Below are 17,864 nucleotides of genomic sequence, written 5' to 3'. Positions count from 1 at the left end.
CTTTTTCGTTATGGAAATTTTAAGATAGATGTAACAAAACTATTTGTCTTATCGACAGATGTAGTAGAACGGGAGGAAAAAGGATGGATTCCGTTTTTGAGGAGTTGTATGAGAAGTACCATCAAGATCTCTTTAATTTTTTATTTTATATGGTACGAAGCCGTGAGCAAGCGGAAGACCTTGTTCAAGAAGTATATATAAAAGTATTGCGCTCCTATGAGCGATTTGAAGGAAAAAGCAGTGAAAAAACATGGCTGTTGTCTATTGCGCGGCATGTGGCGATCGATTTTTTTCGTAAACAAAAAAGTTGGCGGCAAAAAATTATCAAAAAACTTGATTGGACTGCTGGGCAGGTTCGTGATACACAACCGCTGCCAGAGGAAATCGCCATTCAAAAAGAAGAGATTCAGCTCATGTATCGCTGCCTTGGTCGCTGTACCATTGATCAACGCCTTGTGATTGTGCTCCGGTTTATTCAAGCGCTATCCATAGCAGAAACAGCTGAAGCGCTTGGCTGGACGGAAAGTAAAGTGAAAACGACACAACATCGGGCGTTAAAAGCGTTAAGACAGCACATGGAAGAAGAAGCAGCGAAGGGAGGAATGCAGCTTGAAACAGTCTCGATGGAGTGAACAATGCCTCCAGCATGTACTACAACAAATGCCACTCATCCAAGACAGACGTTCAAAGGAAGAAATTTATAGTCAAGTGTCATCAGCACGTAAAAGAGAACGGAGGAAAGTCTGGATCATTTCGTCGATGGCTTCGATCGCTGCAGCATTCTTATTTGTCATCATTAGTCTATCGAACATGCCTGCTTTACAGCCAAAACGGGAACATGTCATTAAAAAGAAGAACGAAGCAATAGCAATAATCCCGCTGCGAGCGCAAGACCATTCTCAAGAAAGTCAAGCGATCATTCAAGCTGATCAAAGAGATGTCGTGCAGTCGCGTCTTGTGACGAAAGAGGAATTACATGATCAAGATGTGGTTGTTTTCGGCATTCCTGATGTGAATGAACAAACGGTAATTCCGGTTAGTGTGTTTGTTGCGAAGGGAGAACAGTTGTCTCAACAAATAGAAAATGCGCAGTCCCAAGTAATGGGAGAAGAGTGGGGGTTATCAGACAACTTGTTCGATCGTATAATTATTTCTCCTTCTCATAATCAGAAAGGATTATGGGTTGTTCGTGTACCAAAGGCGCACTCTGCTTTATCAGGTGGTTCGGCAAGCGAAGTCATGTTTCTTTCGAGTATTGAGGAGACGGTGCGCTGGATGGGCGGAACGAGCGTGCAATTTTTTACTGAAAACCAAAAGGGAATCGATCTTCCGAATACAGGACATGTTGAATGGCTAAAAATCCCGCAAAAGAAACGTGCTTACTATTTCTATCAATTGGATCGTTCTCATCCTTTGTTTCTTGCTCCATCACCAAAGGAATTTTCAACGTTTCAAGCAGCGTTAGAGCACATGAAAACTGCAAGCGACGATCCGTTTCGTCCCTCCATTCCAAAGCAGGTAAATATTGCGATGGTTCAACCGCAACAAGGCGGAGTAGTGGTTCAATTTACAAGCGATTCACGACTGGATGAGTCTCCCGCTATACAGTGGATGTTGGAAGCCATTTTATTAACGGCAAAAGAGTTTGGGTTTCAATTTGTTACGTTTACCGGCGGAAATGTAAGCCGAATCGGTCCGTATGCTTTTGATGAAAAAATTGCTGTGCCTGTTGCCCCGAACCCAATGCCGATCAAGTAACAACCCCCTCATCGATAAGATGGAGGCTCTGTTACAATTTTGTTAAAATCGCCTGAACCAAGTTCTAATTGCTCCTGTCTTCACATAATACATATATGGTCAAAACATTAACAGGGGGGAAAACTACATGGATGATATCATGAAGCGATTGCTTGTAGTGGCGGGAATGGCGATTTGTATTCGATTGTTATTTATGGTCGGCTTGGCAAATTAACCTTTTGAAAATTCATTAAAATCATTGTCCTCTCACTTTTGCGTGAGATATAATGAGAGAAACTAGTGGGAGGCGATGCTTGGATGTTAACAGACTATCATAATCATCTGGAAAGAGGAACATTGACGCTAGATTATTTAAAGCAATTTACTGATGAGGCAGCACGGAAAGGAATTCAACATTTCGGCATTTCCGAACATGCCTATCATTTCTATCAAACGAAAAACATTCTTTCTAATCCGTGGGTCGATGAGCGAAGATATTATGATATGAAAGACTATGTTCGTTTATTTCATCAGGCGTGGGACGCAGGTATCGATGTAAAGATGTCGATTGAAATGGACTATACGCCGGGCAAGCATGAGGAAATGGCAGCGTTTATTCAATCGTATGAGTTTGATTACGTCATCGGTTCTATTCATTGGGTCGATGATTTTGGTATTGACTTGGCAGAATACCGCAAAGAATGGGAACGTCGAGATTTGTATGATACATATCGCAAATACTTTGATCAAGTTGTCACATTAGCTGAGTCGAACTTATTTGATATTATTGGTCATTTAGATTTAGTGAAAATTTTTAAGTATGTCCCGGAAGATGAAGAATTTTTGCTCGAACAATATGACCGGGCGACCACTGCACTTGCCAATTCGAAAACGTGTGTTGAAATTAGTACAGCAGGATTGCGCAAACCGGTTGGTGAACTCTATCCTGACAAACGGCTGTTAAAAATGTGTTACGACAAAGGGATTCCAATCGTTCTTTCATCTGACGCTCACGTTCCAGAGCATGTCGGTGCTGATTTTGACCAAGCGATTGCCCTAGCGAAAAGCGTTGGATATACCGAACTGATGACGTTCCATAAAGGAGAGAGAAAAGCTGTACCACTTGGGTGAGAATAAAGGGGAAGCGTTCCAATTTCGATTAAAACTTGACTACGTCCTGTGGGCAAACGGCGAAATGCCTCCATCTTGGCTTTACGATAGCCAAATGTTCTTCGACTGTAGAAGTGCTTGCATTTCAATGGAGAAGGTGATTTAGCACAAGAGAGCTTGTTGCCGAAACTAGACAAAATTACCGCTGATAGGGAAAAAGGAATGGGGAGTCCCCATTCCTTTTTCTATGAATCTTTTATACTTCTAATTTTTTTACAGTTTCAATATCTTCAATCTTGGATAATGTTTCTAAAAGTGCATCATCTAGCGGTTTATCTAATGATAGCATCATAATCGCTTTTCCGCCTGCCTGCTGACGCCCTACTTGCATTGTTGCAATATTGACTTGATGTTCCCCTAACACGTTTCCGACTTTCCCGATCATTCCCGGTCGATCTTGATGCTCAATGTAAAGAAGATACCCTTCAGGAGCAAAGTCAATAGCAAACCCGTTCAAATGCACAATACGGTCGCCATAGTTTGGAATATGGGTTCCTTTAATCGTAAACGTGTTCTGTTCCCCATGCACAGTGAACGAAATACAATTGGCATAGCCGTGTGTTTCATTAGAAAATTTTTCTCCGAACGTAATGCCGCGCTCTTTGGCGATCATGGCTGCATTGACTTCATTGACGGTGGAGGCGACGCGCGGTTTTAAAAAGCCAGCAAGCAAGCTGCGCGTAATATATGTTGTTTCTAAATCGGCCACTGTTCCTGCATACGTAACCGTTACTTCTTGGACAGGCACATTCATATATTGTGATGCGATCATGCCCATCTTTTTCGCCAGATTATAGAAGGATTGAATTTTTTCGTAAATATCCTTCGATAAGGTTGGAAGATTAATAGATGAAGTGACCGGTTTCCCTTCTAAAAATTGCAACACTTCTTCGGCGACTTGTGTCGCCACGTTCAGCTGCGCTTCGACGGTTGATGCCCCTAAATGAGGGGTGACAATGACGTTATCAAGCGAAAGAAGCGGATGATCTCCCGGTGGTTCTTGTTCAAATACGTCAAGTGCGGCACCGGCTACATGCCCGTTTTTCAAAAACTTGACTAACGCTTGCTCGTCAATAATTCCTCCACGCGCACAGTTGATAAGATATACGCCTTTTTTCGTTTTGGCTAGATTTTTTTCGCCAAGCAACCCTTTTGTTTCCTTCGTCAATGGAGTATGTACGGTAATAATATCCGAAACAGCGAGCACTTCATCGAGTGTACAGACGGAAACTCCAAGTTTTTCAGCACGTTCTTTTGTTAAAAACGGATCGTACACATGCACTTTCATGCCGAATGCACGCGCACGCTTGGCAACTTCGGAGCCGATACGGCCAAATCCGATCACACCTAAATGCTTACCGTGCAGCTCGGTACCAACAAACACCGAGCGATTCCATTCACGCGACTTTACAGAAATATGCGCTTGCGGAATATGACGGACAAGGGAAGCCATCATCGCAAACGTATGCTCCGCTGTAGAAATCGTGTTCCCATTGGGCGCATTAATGACGACGACTCCATGCTTTGTCGCTGCGTCGACATCAATGTTATCCACACCTACGCCGGCGCGACCAACGATTTTTAAGTTTGGCATTTTAGAAAGCAACTCTTCTGTTACTTTTGTAGCGCTTCGAACAAGCAGTGCATCGAATTCATGAAGGCGGTCTTCGACTTCTGTGACATGTTTTTGGACGATTTCAATATGTTCGGATTTTTGTAGAGGGGCTAATCCTTCTTCACTAATTGAGTCAGAGACTAAAACGCGAAACACAACGTGTGCTCCTTTCTCTTTCAAGAATTTTAAATTTCTGATAATTTATCATATGAAAAGTCGTCTGTCAATGAAATGAGAAGAAGTCATACCAATGTAAACGTTTTTATCAAAAATGTTCGGAAATTAAGAAAAACAGAGTCGATTTGCCTAATGGTGCCGAGGGTTTACTGCTCTGTGGGAGAAGGTTATTTGGTAGAATATAGAAGGTAAAAGAGAAGGGGAACAAAAAGACAACCAAGTTGAGCAATGTCAACTTGGTTGTCGCGTCTTATTTATTTTTGTTTTCATTGTAGCGAGCGATGCATTCTTCAATCAATTTGGCTGCTGCTTCTGGGCCTTCCCATGTACCGATTTCTGTTCTCTTGCCTTGTAAATCTTTGTAGCGCTCAAAGAAATGAGCAATTTCTTTTAATTTATGTTGTGGAAGGTCTTCAATGCTGCGAACTTCATCAAAGCGAGGATCTTCGACAGGAACACCGATTAATTTCGCATCCTCTTCGCCGCTGTCGACCATATTCAAATAGCCGATGACACGAGTATCAATGACACAACCAGGGAACGTCGGATTGGTAGTGATGACTAAAATATCAAGTGGATCGCCATCTAATGCAAGCGTGTTTTCTAAGTAACCGTATTCAGCTGGATAAAACATTGGCGAGAATAAGACGCGGTCTAGTTTAAAGATCCCACGTTCTTTATCAAACTCATATTTGTTTTGGCTGCCGGTAGGGATTTCAATAAACGCTTCGACAATTTTGTTTTCAAAAGCCATCGACAATTTCCTCCTTAATAAATATGTATGCTTTTCTTATTATAGAATATGAGGCAAACAGTAGCAACAATTGGTTAGAAATTGTGTAAGTAAAGTTTTGGTGAGCGGTTTTTGATCAACTTTGCTAAGCTGTTGCTTGTTTTTCCACGCTCATGCTTGGCTTGTGAGAAAAAGTATACATTTACCCATATTCATAAATCTTTAATTTAATATTTTCAGCTTAATAAAATATCAATGATCCGTTATAATGAAGCTAAAAAATAGAATAGATCTATCTTCGGGGCAGGGTGAAATTCCCGACCGGCGGTGATGAAACATCTTTGTTTCTAAGCCCGCGAGCCTAAAAGGCAGGATCTGGTGCGAGTCCAGAGCCGACAGTATAGTCTGGATGGGAGAAGATGGAGGTTGGTAACGTTCGAAAAATAAGCAAACCGAACGTTTCTTTAGCATGCCGTAAAGCTTCTTCCTCATGCAAATGCATGGGGATTTATCTTTTTCTGGCGCTAAAGAAGCCTTCCTCTTTTTCTTGAGATGGATCTAAATCCTAGAAAAGAAAAGGAGAGAAGAATATGCAAGAAAAACGTAATGTAAAAAAACTTGTTGCTGTCGGAACATTTTCCGCTATTGCCTATTTGTTGATGATGCTGAATTTTCCGCTTCCAATGCTTCCAACGTTTCTGCTCATTGATTTCAGCGAAATCCCGGCTCTTCTAGCAGCGATTATGTTCAGTCCGATAGCGGGCGTTGCGGTGGAAGCGATTAAAAATTTGCTGCATTACTTTATTCAAGGAAGCGGCACCGGCATTCCCATTGGCAGCTTGCGAATTTTCTCGCGGGAGTGTCGTTTATTTTACCGGCTGCTTATTTATTTCAAAAGTTCCGTAATTCAAAAGGCTTGACGTATGGATTAGCCTTAGGAACTGTGATTATGACATTAATGATGAGCATACTAAATTATTATGTCATTTTACCAGCATATACGTTTTTCCTTAACGCTCCGGCTTTATCATCTCAACAAGCGAGAGAGTTAATCGTAACTGGCATTTTGCCGTTCAATATGATTAAAGGCATCACGATTACTATCATTTTTATGATGTTGTTTGCAAAAATGAAGCCGTGGATTCAACGTCAAATGGCTGTATAATATAAAAAAGCCCCTTTACCAGCCGTTAAAGGGGCTTTTTCCTATTTTACTCAAACTTATTTGGATCTCCGTCGAACGGCTCGTCTGCCACTTTAATAGAGTCAGTAGGACAGCCTTCAAACGCATCCATCATGTCATCAATTAAAATATCTGGCACTTCGATGATTCCTTGGTTATCATCAAGGGTAACATACGCGATTCCTTCATCATCATAGTCATAAATATCTGGAGCAGCCGCGCCACATGCCCCACATGCAATACAGGTTTCTTTGTCAACAATTGTATACTTTGGCATGAGTAAAAACCTCCCCGAGTTCGATTTGCAACGGATTCCATTACGTTATGTAACTGGAAACGTGTTTCTCATACTTTATAATAAAGATGTTTTACAAACTTTTCAATAGAAAAGTCGAATGGAAGAGTGCGTTCCATGGCTAGAATGACCGTTTTTAGTTTGTCCATTTTTTAATGATTGAAACAGGAAAACATTTCGCAGGAAACGTTTCGACATTTTTGTTACAATCAACGTATACATAACCAGATTGAGTGGAGGAGCGAAGCGGATGAAAAGCGATTATGGATCGTTCCTTCTTCTATTTTGTTTGCAGAGATTGAATGGCGAGCGTTCCTTATCAGCTTTGTACCATTTGTTTTCCGGGAAAAAATCGTCACAAACATTGCAGGATAGTAAATGGTTTCGACTTGAGCGCTTTTTTGGCGTTTGGAAAGAGCTAGAGCTGCATGAGATTGAAGCGGTTGTACGCAAATTTGTTGAAAAGCAATGGGTGGTTCCTACAGCCGAGCGTTCTTATCTATTGACGAGAAATGGGAAAGACCAGCTTGAACAATGGTTGCAACAATCATTTTTCCCAATTCATTTGAACGGTTGGAAATATCATTCGTCGGAAATGCTGTTTTGGTATCGCCTTTCGCTTCTTGTACAGACGCTGTCGAATGTGATTCATCGCCGTACATTTGAGCCAATTCATCGCCATGAGGAGACATTTGTTTGGGTGAAGCGATACCTTTTTGCGCAAAAGCGGAGCACTCGCGAGTTAGCTGGCTCCCTTTATGAAGACATACGAACACTGCTTGCTTCCATTTCCGAAGAAGAAGCGACGGTGTTTACCTTGCGCTTAACGAGTTTTGAACGAATTGGCTGGACGAATGAACAGTTGGCGGTTTTTTTGAAAAAAGATCCGATTTATATTCGTTTTATGTTTCAGCACGTATTGCATTATATAATGGAAAAAGTGGAAACGGACAAGCTTTCTTTTCCTACTTTATATGAGTTGCTTTGTGATATCTCTCCATCTATTCCATTGACGCTGTCAGCACAAAAGACATATGAATGGCTGCGGAAAGGAAAAACGATCGACGAAATTGCGCGGTTGCGCCGTTTAAAGCGAAGCACCATTGAAGATCATATTGTGGAAATTGCTGCGAACATCGATGAATTTTCTATTGAACCGTTTGTGAATCAAAAGCGTGCATCACAAATTATGGAGGCCGTACAACGATTGCAAACAAGAAAATTAAGACAGATTCGTGAAGCGGTTGGTGAAAATATCCATTACTTTGAAATTCGTCTTGTGTTGGCGAAGATAGGGGATGTATATGAACCTTGAGATGTTGTTAGAAGAAAAGTTCGGCTACCGTTCGTTTCGAACGGGACAGCGGGAAATTATCGAAGATGTGATGAGAGGACGCCATGTACTGGCAATGCTGCCTACAGGTGGTGGAAAGTCGCTTTGCTATCAGTTACCCGGTTATCTCTTGCCTGGAAGTGTGCTTATTATTTCGCCTCTTGTTTCGCTGATGGAAGATCAAGTGAGTCAGCTACGCCAGCGAGGAGAAAAGCGGGTGATCGCGTTAAATAGTTTTCTAGACAGCGATCTCAAAAGAGCTGCGTTCTCCAATCTTTCGTATTTTCGCTTTATTTATGCATCGCCGGAAATTTTGCAGTCACCTCCGCTTATGCAAGCGTTAAAGAATGTGAAAATTTCGTTGTTTGTTGTTGATGAAGCTCATTGTATTTCGCAATGGGGGCATGATTTTCGACCTGATTTTTTAAAACTAGGAGACATTCGCAAGCTGGTAGGCTCTCCGCCGTGTTTAGCGTTAACGGCGACCGCACCTCCGGAAGTGATGGACGATATTGTTCGTACGCTTCAACTGGATGAAGTTCAGCGGCATATTTACTCGATTGACCGTCCGAATATTGCTATAAAGGTCGAGAAAATGGATTCTGTCGAAGAGAAAGTCCGTCAGCTTATTCACTATGCAAAAACATTGCAAAGCCCCGGTCTCATTTATTTTTCGAGCCGGCAGTGGGCAGAAATCATCGCGAGACGATTGCAAGAAGAAGGGATCGAAGGAGTCGCATACTATCATGGCGGCATGGATGCAGAGCAGCGCATGCTGATCCAGCAACAATTTTTGCGTGATCAACTGCAAATCGTGTGCTGTACGAATGCGTTTGGAATGGGCGTGAACAAAGCAAATATTCGCTTTGTCATTCATTTTCATTTTCCGGGGCAACTAGAAGCCTATTTGCAAGAAATCGGCCGGGCAGGCCGCGATGGAAAACATAGTATCGCCATTTTGCTATATACCAATGGCGACGAGGACATGGTACAATCTCTTATGGAGATGGAATTACCTACGGATGCACAAATAAAGCAATTATGTGAATCGTTATTGACCAATGCCCAAGATGCAAGCGAGTGGAAGCAACAATTGAGCGCACAACTTGGCCTTACGGAAGTACAGTGGCGCATCCTTGATTATTTTTTTGAGACAGAAGGAGTGTTTTCTTCGCTCTCGTCGCTGACTCGTGATGATGTACAATTGCTATCTGCGAAGTTATGCAAAAGAATAGAAGAAAGAAAACGATGGAAACGAAAAAAATTACACCAAATGCTATCGTGGTTATTTCATTCTACTTGTCGCCGCGAATGGATCGTTCGTGCTTTTCATCAACAGCTTGAACAAACACCATATGCCTGTTGTGACCGATGCGGCTTTTCACTGGATGATTACCTTTATAAACAAAAAATAGAAAAAGCGTGGACGTTCCATAGTTGGGAAGAGGAGTTGAAGCGAATTTTCTTTATGAAATGAGGCGTTTTCATGAAGCGACAAAGCGAGCAAATACGAGCAATGAGCGACCGGGAAGTGCTTATTCATTTATATATCACCCAATTGTTGCTGCTAGGGATAGCCTTTATCATTGGCCTGATTCTTTTTGATTGGTCGTCCTTTGAGCGCCTTTGGCACATCCATATACCGACAATTGTCGGATATGGGGGTGGTAGCGCTTTACTTGTCTTAATTGTTGATTTTTTGTTTATGCGCTATTTACCGAAAGAGTGGTATGATGATGGTGGTGTGAATGAAAAAATTTTCCAAAAATGCTCCATCCCCCATATTTTTCTCTTATGTTTGTTGATTGCATTCAGTGAAGAGTTGTTATTTCGTGGTGTCATTCAAACGAATTTTGGGCTTATTGCGGCAAGTGTGATTTTTGCCCTTTTACATGTTCGCTATTTAGCAAAATGTTTTTTATTTATCATGGTTATGTTGTTAAGCTTTTTTCTTGGTTACATATACGAGATCACAGGCAGCCTTTGGGTGACGATAGTTTCCCATTTTCTGATTGACTTTGTATTAGCTGTGAATATTCGCCTAGATTACCTTCAAAAGAAGCGCCAAGAAGATTGAGGTGAACAAAGAGTGGAACAACAAAATGCTTATGATCAAGCCGAACATCTACGAAACCAAGTGAACGATTGGAAACAACGGATAGATGAGCAGGACGCATTATCGCTCCCGCCGCGCAGCGAAGTACATAAGCAAAAGCAAACGAAAAAAAGAGTCAAGTGGAAGCTGAAATATCCGGTCATTCGTTTACTGACGCTCTTTTTTATTTTGCTCCCGATTTCGATTTTAAGTATTTATTATTTACATGACGACAAGCCATCGCTTCATGTTGTCACAATGGACACCAATAGCAGCTATGAACCGATTGATATCGTCAATCAGGAAGAGGAGCAAGCACCTCCTGTTAAACAGACCAAAGTGAGTAAAGAGAAACAAACAGAAAAAGAGCAGTCTGAAACAGGCTCTTCATCGCGTTCCACTGGCAAAAAAGAAGATGTCATTACTCATACGGTTCAAGAAAACGAAACATTATTTAGCATTGCGATGAAATATTATCAAAGCGCTGAGGGAATGGATATTATTAAAAAATGGAACCATTTAGAGAGCTCACAACTGCATAAAGGACAAGTATTACAAATTCCTTTAGTCGATACCGGAAAATAAGGATACTATCAGTGACTAAAGATACTGTAACGATTAGAGGATGCCATGTTCAATAGAAGAGCATATATCCTCTTTTTTCATTATTATTAGATGTTGAAATGTAGTCTCTTATTATTTAAAGAATGTGTGTTTGTTTTGGTAGAAAGTGGGGAACACAGCCTACAAGCGGGGGTTGAGACCGAGCGTAAAAATGGACGATAACAGCGAAGACGCTCTTCGAATCGTTGAAATGAAACATCAAAAAGTTAGAGGACGAAAATAAGCAATTGCGAGAACAGTTGAAAGTAGTTGATATAGAAATTTATAAACGGTTGAATCAACTTTATTTTTGAAGCTGAAAAGAGAGGTTAAAATTACCAGTTTTTTATGTTAAAATGGTTTTAATTTAGTTAGGAGAGGTGAGTTTAGTTGAGGAACGTAGAGCAGAGTACAAAATTAGATTTAGAACGAATCGTTTTTATTGGCAGAACGTTTGAAGAGTATATGGACATGTTTTCTCTTTCAATGGAGGAGCTAAAGGGCAAGAAAATACTAGATTGTCCGGCAGGGGCATGTTCATTTACGGCATTAGGTAACAAATTAGGATTAGACGTAACCGCATGTGATATTGCCTATTATCATTCGGTGGAAGACCTTGAACTTAAAGGTTTGCAAGACATTGAACATGCGATGGAACACATGGAAAAAGCGAAAAATAATTATATTTGGGATTATTTCGAAGATATAGAAGGACTCAGAAAACATCGGTTGAGTGCATTAAAAGATTGTGTGAACGATATGAGGGAGTCTAACGGACGATACGTTCCAGTTACTTTACCTTCTTTGCCATTTAAAGATGCGGAATTTGATGTGATTCTTTCAGCACATTTTCTATTTATGTATGCGGATCGATTAGATGATCAATTCCATATAACAACGCTAAATGAGTTATTAAGGGTTTCGAAAGAGGAAATTCGCATTTTTCCTTTAGTAGATTTAGAAGGGAAACGATATACGCATTTAGATCATTTAGTCAGTTACCTCATAGAAAATGGATGTACGGTTGAAGAGGTCAAAGTTCCATATGAATTTCAGAAAAACGCTCATTCGATGTTAAAAATAAAAAAAAGGTAACAGGAAGGGACAAACGTTCAACGTTGTTCTTTTTCTGTTGAATATAAAATCAGCCTGCTTTTCGAATGAAAGGCAGGCTGATTCTTTGAATTAAAAGAATGATAGGTAAATCTTAATTCAACATACGAAATCAGTTAGCTCAATGAAAACGAAACGTAATGTGTTTAAAACGTATTACATACAGATTCAAAGATTCAAGATTGAATAATTTCGTTTAATCTCTTTCATTAAAGATAAAAGGCCCCGCCCTTCTTTTTTATTAAAAAGATATAGACGTTTTTTTATTAAAAGTCAAAATTATCCGGGTCTGGACCGACTCGATGATTTTGATTCAGTCCATCAATTCGCTTCATATCTTCTTCCGTTAACTCAAAATCAAATACCGATGCATTTTCAACAATTCGATGTTCTTTTGTCGTTTTTGGAATAGTTACAACACCGTTTTGTAAGTCCCACCGTAAAATGACTTGAGCAACAGATTTGTTATACTTATTTGCGATCTCTTGGAGAACTTCATTATCTAGTAATTGGCCTTGCATTAATGGAGACCAAGCTTCCAGCTGAATTCCATGTTCCCGACAAAACGCCTGAAGTTCTTTTTGGGTTAAACGTGGATGGTATTCCACTTGGTTCACCATTGGCTTAATTTCTGCGTCTTTCATCAAATCTTCAAGATGATGGATTTGAAAATTACTTACTCCAATAGCTCTTACTCGTCCTTCTTTATAAAGAGTCTCTAATGCTCTCCATGCATCTTTATACTTACCTTCTACAGGCCAATGAATGAGGTATAAATCTAGATACTCTAAACCAAGTTTTTTTAGGCTCGTTTCATAGGCTGCTATGGTAGATTCGTATCCTAAATCGGTATTCCAAACTTTCGATGTCACAAATAGATCTTCTCTAGAAATGCCAGCTTCTTTTATCCCTTCACGGATACCTTGTCCGACTCCCACTTCATTTCCATAAATAGCTGCTGTATCAACGCTGCGATAACCATGTTTAATGGCTGTTTTTACAGCATGAACTAACTCAGGACCGTCTTCTACTTTAAATACCCCGATACCAAACCAAGGCATTTTTACACCGTTATGCAAAGTTGTTGTATCTTGTAAATTTTTTGCAACCATAAATTGACCTCCTAATTGTTATAAATTGAAATTGGATTCGAACTGTATTGCTTTTTCGTAAGGATCTATCACCTCCCTTCAAGCAACGTTCGACCATGCTGATTTAGGGGAATTGATCAGAAGGCAAAGGATCGTTGTTATTCATTACATTGTATAAACAGATTTTGGCTATAATGTTTATTTTTCGAAAGGTTGGGTTTTTGGTATTTCTCTTCTTGATCTAAAAAAGAGTACTTTCTACACTATACTTTTTTTGATCTTTTTGCTCTAGGGCGCGACTCCAACCTGTTAAGATAACAGCTCCAAGAACCATTAATCCCCCTATCCATGGTGTATGAATGAGCCCAATCGAATCGGTGATCATACCACCCAAGTAGGAGCCAATAGCGATTCCAGCGTTAAATGCTGCAATATTAATCGCAGAAGCTACGTCTACTGCCCCCGGTACAAAACGTTCAGCCAGCATCACTACATATACTTGCAGTCCCGGAACGTTCATAAAAGCTAACAGCCCCATTAAGATGATCGTAATGAATGCAGCTGCCTTGAATGGAGCCGTGAAGGTTAAGATACAGAGCACAATGGCTTGCACAATAAACATATAAAATAATGCGCCAATCGGGTTTTGATTAGATAACTTTCCACCCATTACGTTACCAATCGCAATGGCAACTCCATAGACAAGCAGAATAACAGCAACCGTTCTCTCACTAAATCCAGTTATATCTTGAAGGAGTGGAGATAAATACGTAAAGACAACGAATGTACCTCCATATCCTAAAGCTGTAATGATAAATAAAAGTAATAAACGACCGTTTGTCAAAAGTTTGAACTGATCGCCAAATGTGGTACGAGCACCTTTTCGCAAATTCGATGGAACAAGAATACTGTTAGCGATGAAAGCAATCATGCCGACAACAACAATAAATATGAAAGCAAGTCTCCAACCGAATTGCTGCCCAATGAATGTGCCAAAAGGTACACCCGTAATCGTTGCTACAGTGAGGCCCGTGAACATAATGGAAATAGCACTAGCTCTGCGATTTTCTGGTACTAAACTGGCTGCGATCGTGGAGCCAATTGACATAAATACCCCATGTGAAAAGGCTGAAAGCACACGAGCAACTAGCAAAACACCTATGCTAGTGGCGCTAGCAGCAATGCTATTACCGATAATAAAAATAATCATAATCCAAAGTAATAAAGATTTGCGTGACATATTCGATGTCAAAGATGTCAGGATCGGTGCTCCAAATGTTACCCCTAACGCATATAAGGAAACGGTCAGCCCTGCTGTTGAAACAGAAACTTGTAAATCTTCAGATATAAGTGGTAATAGTCCTACACTAATAAATTCTGTTGTCCCAATGGCAAATGCACTTACTGCTAATGCCAGCAATGCCAATGTACTTCGCTTTTTATCTAAAGTCATTTTTTCGCCTCCTAATCAATTGTTTCAATCATTGCAAACAAACTATATAAATAAAAGAGTATGGTTAAAACCGGCCGGCAAATGTTATTATGATATATATAAAACACTTAGGAAAGTACGTACTTTTAAGTAATATAGATACTTAAAGGTGATATAGATACTTTTTAGTACCTATCGATTAGGAGGGAGAATGATGAAAAAAAAGAAATACAATATTCCAGTTGAAGCAACACTAGAAGTGATAGGAGGAAAATGGAAATGTGTGATCCTTTGCCATCTAACACATGGCAAAAAACGTACAAGTGAGCTGAAACGTCTTATGCCAGGCATTACACAAAAAATGTTAACTCAACAATTAAGAGAATTAGAAGAAGATGGAATTATTAATCGCATTGTTTATAATCAAATTCCTCCAAAAGTAGAATATGAGCTCAGTGAATATGGATGGAGTTTAAAAGATATTTTAGACTCTCTATGTGCATGGGGAGAAAAACATATTACCAAAGTATATGGTGATAAATTTGCTGTGTTAGAAGAGAGCGTTTTAAATGATAGACTCAAATAACATACATTGAATAGATTGGACGCTTTAATTCAAAAAAATCCTATGATCTCAGCTTTTGGCTTATTGAGAATATAAAAAACAAAAATGCAACTTCACTGCGTTGGAGTTGCGTTTTTTTGTTAATTTACAAAGAGTACGTTAAAACTTAAAAGAAGTTGTAAAAATATATCTTTATTAATACAGATTTGTTAAAGTTTTTGTTTAATATTGCTGGCCATTAGTCATCTATTGCTGCACTCCGCGGCACCAAGAAGTATAGAAACTACGCAATCCCATGGGATTTGAGAATCAAAGTTATGTTCATAAGGTAACACCATAATGATTATGTACTATATAAAAGTATTGCATGTTGTGATTTAATTCCATGTTGGTTTTTGGGAAAGCACCACAGAAGCTAACGGGTGGTGATAATTTTCCTAGTGTAGCTGCCTTTGTAAAAATCCTAAAGCATTGCACTACATTGAATAATAAAAAGTAGCCGCATATAATGTTAATTTTGATCGGTTAGTTTCTTTTTTGTGCCGTTTTTACGATGTAATAGAGACAAACATTCATTCATGGTTCTAATTAAGAAGGCTCGTACATAATGTTACAGTAAGTAATGGATTTATAGAGAAGGAGATTCAGTTGCGATGGATGATCGATTTTTGGGAGAGATCGATGGGGTAACCAAACAAATGTTGCTTGGAGTTATTGAGAAAAAGGAAAAGTGGGATCGGCTAAAAATGAGGGTAAAAATGTTGCAAGCTGTGACATTTTTAGGATTTTTGACGTTTTTCCTCTATATCATTTTTTACGTCGTTGCCCCAAGCAAGACGATCGCATCTATAATAACAATGTTTTTTGAGAGCGGGAAACATTTGTATATATTGTTGCTGCTGTTTACGTCATATTGGGGAGTATTGTTTTTGAAAAAAAAATGTGATAAAGCAGAGGAAGAATTTCATGCACTTCGTTGTGAAATTATTCAAAAAAGCACCGACTTGTGGAAAGACGAGCGAGCGTGGAAAGAGAGACATAAGCTGTTTGAAATGATAAAGGAAAAATACGACATTAACTTATATTATGAACATGGCTGAATGGTTTGCCATTCAGCCATGTTATGAATGCTAGAAAAATTTTTTTCGGTCGCGTTCTTCTTTTAAAATTTCCACGGCTTCCCGGAATCGCTGGGAATGAATAATTTCACGCTCACGCAAAAAGCGAAGGCCGTCGTTTAAATCAGGGTCATCGCTCATGTTAATAATCCATTGGTATGTGGCTCGCGCTTTTTCTTCAGCAGCGATATCTTCATATAAATCGGCGATCGGATCTCCTTTTGCTTGAATGTAAGTGGCTGTAAATGGTACCCCTGCTGCATTGTGATAAAAAAGCGCGCGGTCGTGGTCGACATAATGCGGTGCAATCCCCGCTTCTTTCAGTTGTTCTGGGGTGGCATCTTTTGTCAATTTGTATACCATCGTTGCAATCATTTCTAAATGAGCTAATTCTTCTGTTCCGATGTCTGTTAATAACCCGATCACTTTATCGGGAATGGAGTAGCGCTGATTTAGATAGCGAAGCGCTGCTGCCAGTTCTCCATCCGCTCCGCCATATTGCTCAATTAAATATTTTGCTAGTTTTGGATTGCATGTACTAACTCGCACCGGATATTGTAGCTTTTTTTCATAAATCCACATGCTAGTTCCCCCTCTATTGCCGTATGATTCAGTTAAACCTGCCAAGGCCAAGGAGTGTCATCCCAATTCCATGGATAGTTCGAATAGCTATTTCCATATTGCTGAAGAGGTCCATAAGCGGCTTCATATTGTTTTTTTAGTTTCTTCCGCTTTTGAGCGAGTTGATTAAACTGTTGAATCGCTTGGTAATCGGTAGGATGGGTGTCGAGGTAAAGTGTCAATTCAACGAGGGCAAAATCAACGGCTTGCAGTTGCTCAAGGAGTTCGTAATATTCTTTCGGCATTTGTTTCATAGTCCATCACCTTTGTTGTTTACTTCATAAGGGCCGTAGTACGGATCATAAAAAATTTTCCAAAGTGTTCCTTTTTTTAAGGCTTCGTGAAGTGAAAATTGCGGTAAATTTGGTGGCTGGAATCCTACATATAAGTTCGGAGCGGTGACATATGTTTTCACGTGAATGGGTGGACATGGATCGAATGGGCTTACATATGGCATATATTGTTTCCGCGTTGTAAACATGAGCAAACCTCCTTTGTTACAAATCTTCAGTTTATGTGTATGAATCTTTTTTTTATTCATGCCTTCCTTTTTCGATGAATACATGTTAACAAGGGGGAACACTCAATGCGATTTCGTTTACTATGTGTGATAACAGGATTTATTTGCGGGTATTTAATGATAAAATGGACGCCGAATGTAACACCGTTTGTTTTTACAACTTTTATTACAGAATTTTTGTTTAATCCACTTCGCTCTTTTTTAGCGATGGTCTGTTTTCTTATTGGCTTTTTGGCGAATGCTGTATTAATTCGGTCTCTCATTGAAGGCATGACCCATCTGTTACGCCGAAAGCAAATGAAGTGGGGACAATGGTTTATGAGTTGTGGGGTGATACCGAGCTTTTACTCTTTATTTCAATGGAATACGGTCCTCACTATGTTGTTTTTCATTTTCTCGCTGATTTATGGTATCATATCGATAGATTTGCAGCGCGATCGTCGTTACAATCAATAGTTCTAGG

At 39.8% G+C, this 17,864-nt stretch carries 19 protein-coding genes, 1 pseudogene and 1 riboswitch; of the genes and pseudogenes, 12 read left to right on the top strand and 8 right to left on the bottom strand.

The window, feature by feature from the left end:
* Nucleotides 1–83: 83 nt before the first annotated feature.
* From sigX to ISX45_RS09280, 3 genes are all read left to right on the top strand, one after another.
* Nucleotides 84–632, top strand: coding sequence for an RNA polymerase sigma factor SigX (gene sigX, locus ISX45_RS09290; RefSeq protein ID WP_194518814.1), 549 nt, complete (start codon nt 84–86; stop codon nt 630–632).
* Nucleotides 610–1,758, top strand: coding sequence for a UDP-glucose 6-dehydrogenase (locus tag ISX45_RS09285; protein ID WP_194518813.1), 1,149 nt, complete (start codon nt 610–612; stop codon nt 1,756–1,758). The genes sigX and ISX45_RS09285 overlap by 23 nt, the downstream gene beginning before the upstream one ends.
* 297 nt (nt 1,759–2,055) lie before the next feature.
* The gene (locus ISX45_RS09280; protein WP_181554227.1) at nt 2,056–2,868 is read left to right on the top strand and encodes a histidinol-phosphatase; all 813 of its coding nucleotides are present in this window, start codon (nt 2,056–2,058) and stop codon (nt 2,866–2,868) included.
* Between the two features lie 235 nt (nt 2,869–3,103).
* Here the strand turns inward: ISX45_RS09280 and serA are convergent, their stop codons facing one another.
* Both serA and ISX45_RS09270 read right to left on the bottom strand, forming a co-directional pair.
* Complete coding sequence (serA, locus tag ISX45_RS09275; RefSeq protein WP_181554226.1) at nt 3,104–4,678, bottom strand: phosphoglycerate dehydrogenase; 1,575 nt, start codon at nt 4,676–4,678, stop codon at nt 3,104–3,106.
* Between the two features lie 271 nt (nt 4,679–4,949).
* A complete protein-coding gene (locus ISX45_RS09270) occupies nt 4,950–5,453 on the bottom strand; it encodes an inorganic diphosphatase (protein WP_181554225.1) in 504 nt (167 codons plus the stop codon).
* Between the two features lie 269 nt (nt 5,454–5,722).
* Nucleotides 5,723–5,857, top strand: a riboswitch (FMN riboswitch).
* 228 nt (nt 5,858–6,085) lie between these two features.
* On the opposite strand from ISX45_RS09270, the pseudogene ISX45_RS09265 reads away from it, so the two are divergent.
* Nucleotides 6,086–6,597: pseudogene (locus tag ISX45_RS09265) on the top strand (ECF transporter S component).
* Between the two features lie 46 nt (nt 6,598–6,643).
* Here the strand turns inward: ISX45_RS09265 and ISX45_RS09260 are convergent.
* Nucleotides 6,644–6,892 (bottom strand): ferredoxin, encoded by a 249-nt coding sequence (locus ISX45_RS09260; protein ID WP_194520573.1) that lies wholly within the window; start codon nt 6,890–6,892, stop codon nt 6,644–6,646.
* 268 nt (nt 6,893–7,160) lie between these two features.
* On the opposite strand from ISX45_RS09260, the gene ISX45_RS09255 reads away from it, so the two are divergent.
* The 5 genes from ISX45_RS09255 (at nt 7,161) to ISX45_RS09235 (ending at nt 12,036) form a co-directional block, all read left to right on the top strand.
* Nucleotides 7,161–8,225 carry a YpbB family protein gene (locus ISX45_RS09255; RefSeq protein WP_181554222.1) on the top strand — a complete coding sequence of 355 codons (1,065 nt, stop codon included), beginning with the start codon at nt 7,161–7,163 and terminating at the stop codon, nt 8,223–8,225.
* The gene (locus ISX45_RS09250) at nt 8,215–9,720 is read left to right on the top strand and encodes a RecQ family ATP-dependent DNA helicase (protein WP_194520572.1); all 1,506 of its coding nucleotides are present in this window, start codon (nt 8,215–8,217) and stop codon (nt 9,718–9,720) included. Before ISX45_RS09255 ends, ISX45_RS09250 begins: the two co-directional genes overlap by 11 nt.
* Before the next feature lie 9 nt (nt 9,721–9,729).
* A complete protein-coding gene (locus ISX45_RS09245; RefSeq protein WP_194520571.1) occupies nt 9,730–10,320 on the top strand; it encodes a CPBP family intramembrane glutamic endopeptidase in 591 nt (196 codons plus the stop codon).
* A 12-nt stretch (nt 10,321–10,332) separates the two neighbouring features.
* Nucleotides 10,333–10,923 carry a LysM peptidoglycan-binding domain-containing protein gene (locus tag ISX45_RS09240; RefSeq protein WP_194520570.1) on the top strand — a complete coding sequence of 197 codons (591 nt, stop codon included), beginning with the start codon at nt 10,333–10,335 and terminating at the stop codon, nt 10,921–10,923.
* A gap of 408 nt (nt 10,924–11,331) precedes the next feature.
* Nucleotides 11,332–12,036 (top strand): class I SAM-dependent methyltransferase, encoded by a 705-nt coding sequence (locus ISX45_RS09235; protein WP_194520569.1) that lies wholly within the window; start codon nt 11,332–11,334, stop codon nt 12,034–12,036.
* A 284-nt stretch (nt 12,037–12,320) separates the two neighbouring features.
* Here the strand turns inward: ISX45_RS09235 and ISX45_RS09230 are convergent, their stop codons facing one another.
* Nucleotides 12,321–13,166 (bottom strand): aldo/keto reductase, encoded by an 846-nt coding sequence (locus ISX45_RS09230; protein WP_181554217.1) that lies wholly within the window; start codon nt 13,164–13,166, stop codon nt 12,321–12,323.
* A gap of 220 nt (nt 13,167–13,386) precedes the next feature.
* Nucleotides 13,387–14,598, bottom strand: coding sequence for an MFS transporter (locus ISX45_RS09225; protein WP_194520568.1), 1,212 nt, complete (start codon nt 14,596–14,598; stop codon nt 13,387–13,389).
* Between the two features lie 193 nt (nt 14,599–14,791).
* Between ISX45_RS09225 and ISX45_RS09220 the strand changes: the two genes are divergently transcribed.
* Together ISX45_RS09220 and ISX45_RS09215 are read left to right on the top strand one after the other, a co-directional pair.
* On the top strand, nt 14,792–15,163 hold the full coding sequence (locus ISX45_RS09220) for a winged helix-turn-helix transcriptional regulator (protein WP_181555861.1): 372 nt from the start codon (nt 14,792–14,794) through the stop codon (nt 15,161–15,163).
* Nucleotides 15,164–15,795: 632 nt separating this feature from the next.
* Complete coding sequence (locus ISX45_RS09215; protein WP_181555862.1) at nt 15,796–16,242, top strand: YpbF family protein; 447 nt, start codon at nt 15,796–15,798, stop codon at nt 16,240–16,242.
* A 30-nt stretch (nt 16,243–16,272) separates the two neighbouring features.
* On the opposite strand, the gene ISX45_RS09210 is transcribed toward ISX45_RS09215, so the two are convergent.
* From ISX45_RS09210 to ISX45_RS09200, 3 genes are read right to left on the bottom strand one after another with little or no spacing between them, the layout of a single operon-like run.
* Nucleotides 16,273–16,842, bottom strand: a complete 570-nt coding sequence (locus ISX45_RS09210; protein WP_181555863.1) for a manganese catalase family protein — start codon at nt 16,840–16,842, stop codon at nt 16,273–16,275.
* A 32-nt stretch (nt 16,843–16,874) separates the two neighbouring features.
* On the bottom strand, nt 16,875–17,135 hold the full coding sequence (locus ISX45_RS09205) for a spore coat protein CotJB (protein ID WP_181555864.1): 261 nt from the start codon (nt 17,133–17,135) through the stop codon (nt 16,875–16,877).
* Entirely contained in the window at nt 17,132–17,362 is a 231-nt protein-coding gene (locus ISX45_RS09200) for a spore coat associated protein CotJA (protein WP_194520567.1), read from the bottom strand. Before ISX45_RS09200 ends, ISX45_RS09205 begins: the two co-directional genes overlap by 4 nt.
* Nucleotides 17,363–17,467: 105 nt before the next feature.
* Here ISX45_RS09200 and ISX45_RS09195 point away from each other — a divergent pair, with 105 nt between their 5' ends.
* Nucleotides 17,468–17,857 (top strand): hypothetical protein, encoded by a 390-nt coding sequence (locus tag ISX45_RS09195; RefSeq protein WP_181555866.1) that lies wholly within the window; start codon nt 17,468–17,470, stop codon nt 17,855–17,857.
* Nucleotides 17,858–17,864 lie beyond the last annotated feature (7 nt).

Origin of the sequence: Thermaerobacillus caldiproteolyticus, from assembly GCF_015326725.1 — a bacterium.
Classification (GTDB): domain Bacteria; phylum Bacillota; class Bacilli; order Bacillales; family Anoxybacillaceae; genus Thermaerobacillus; species Thermaerobacillus caldiproteolyticus.
Note: the sequence above shows the minus strand (reverse complement) of the source record. Positions and strands in the feature narration are given on the sequence as shown.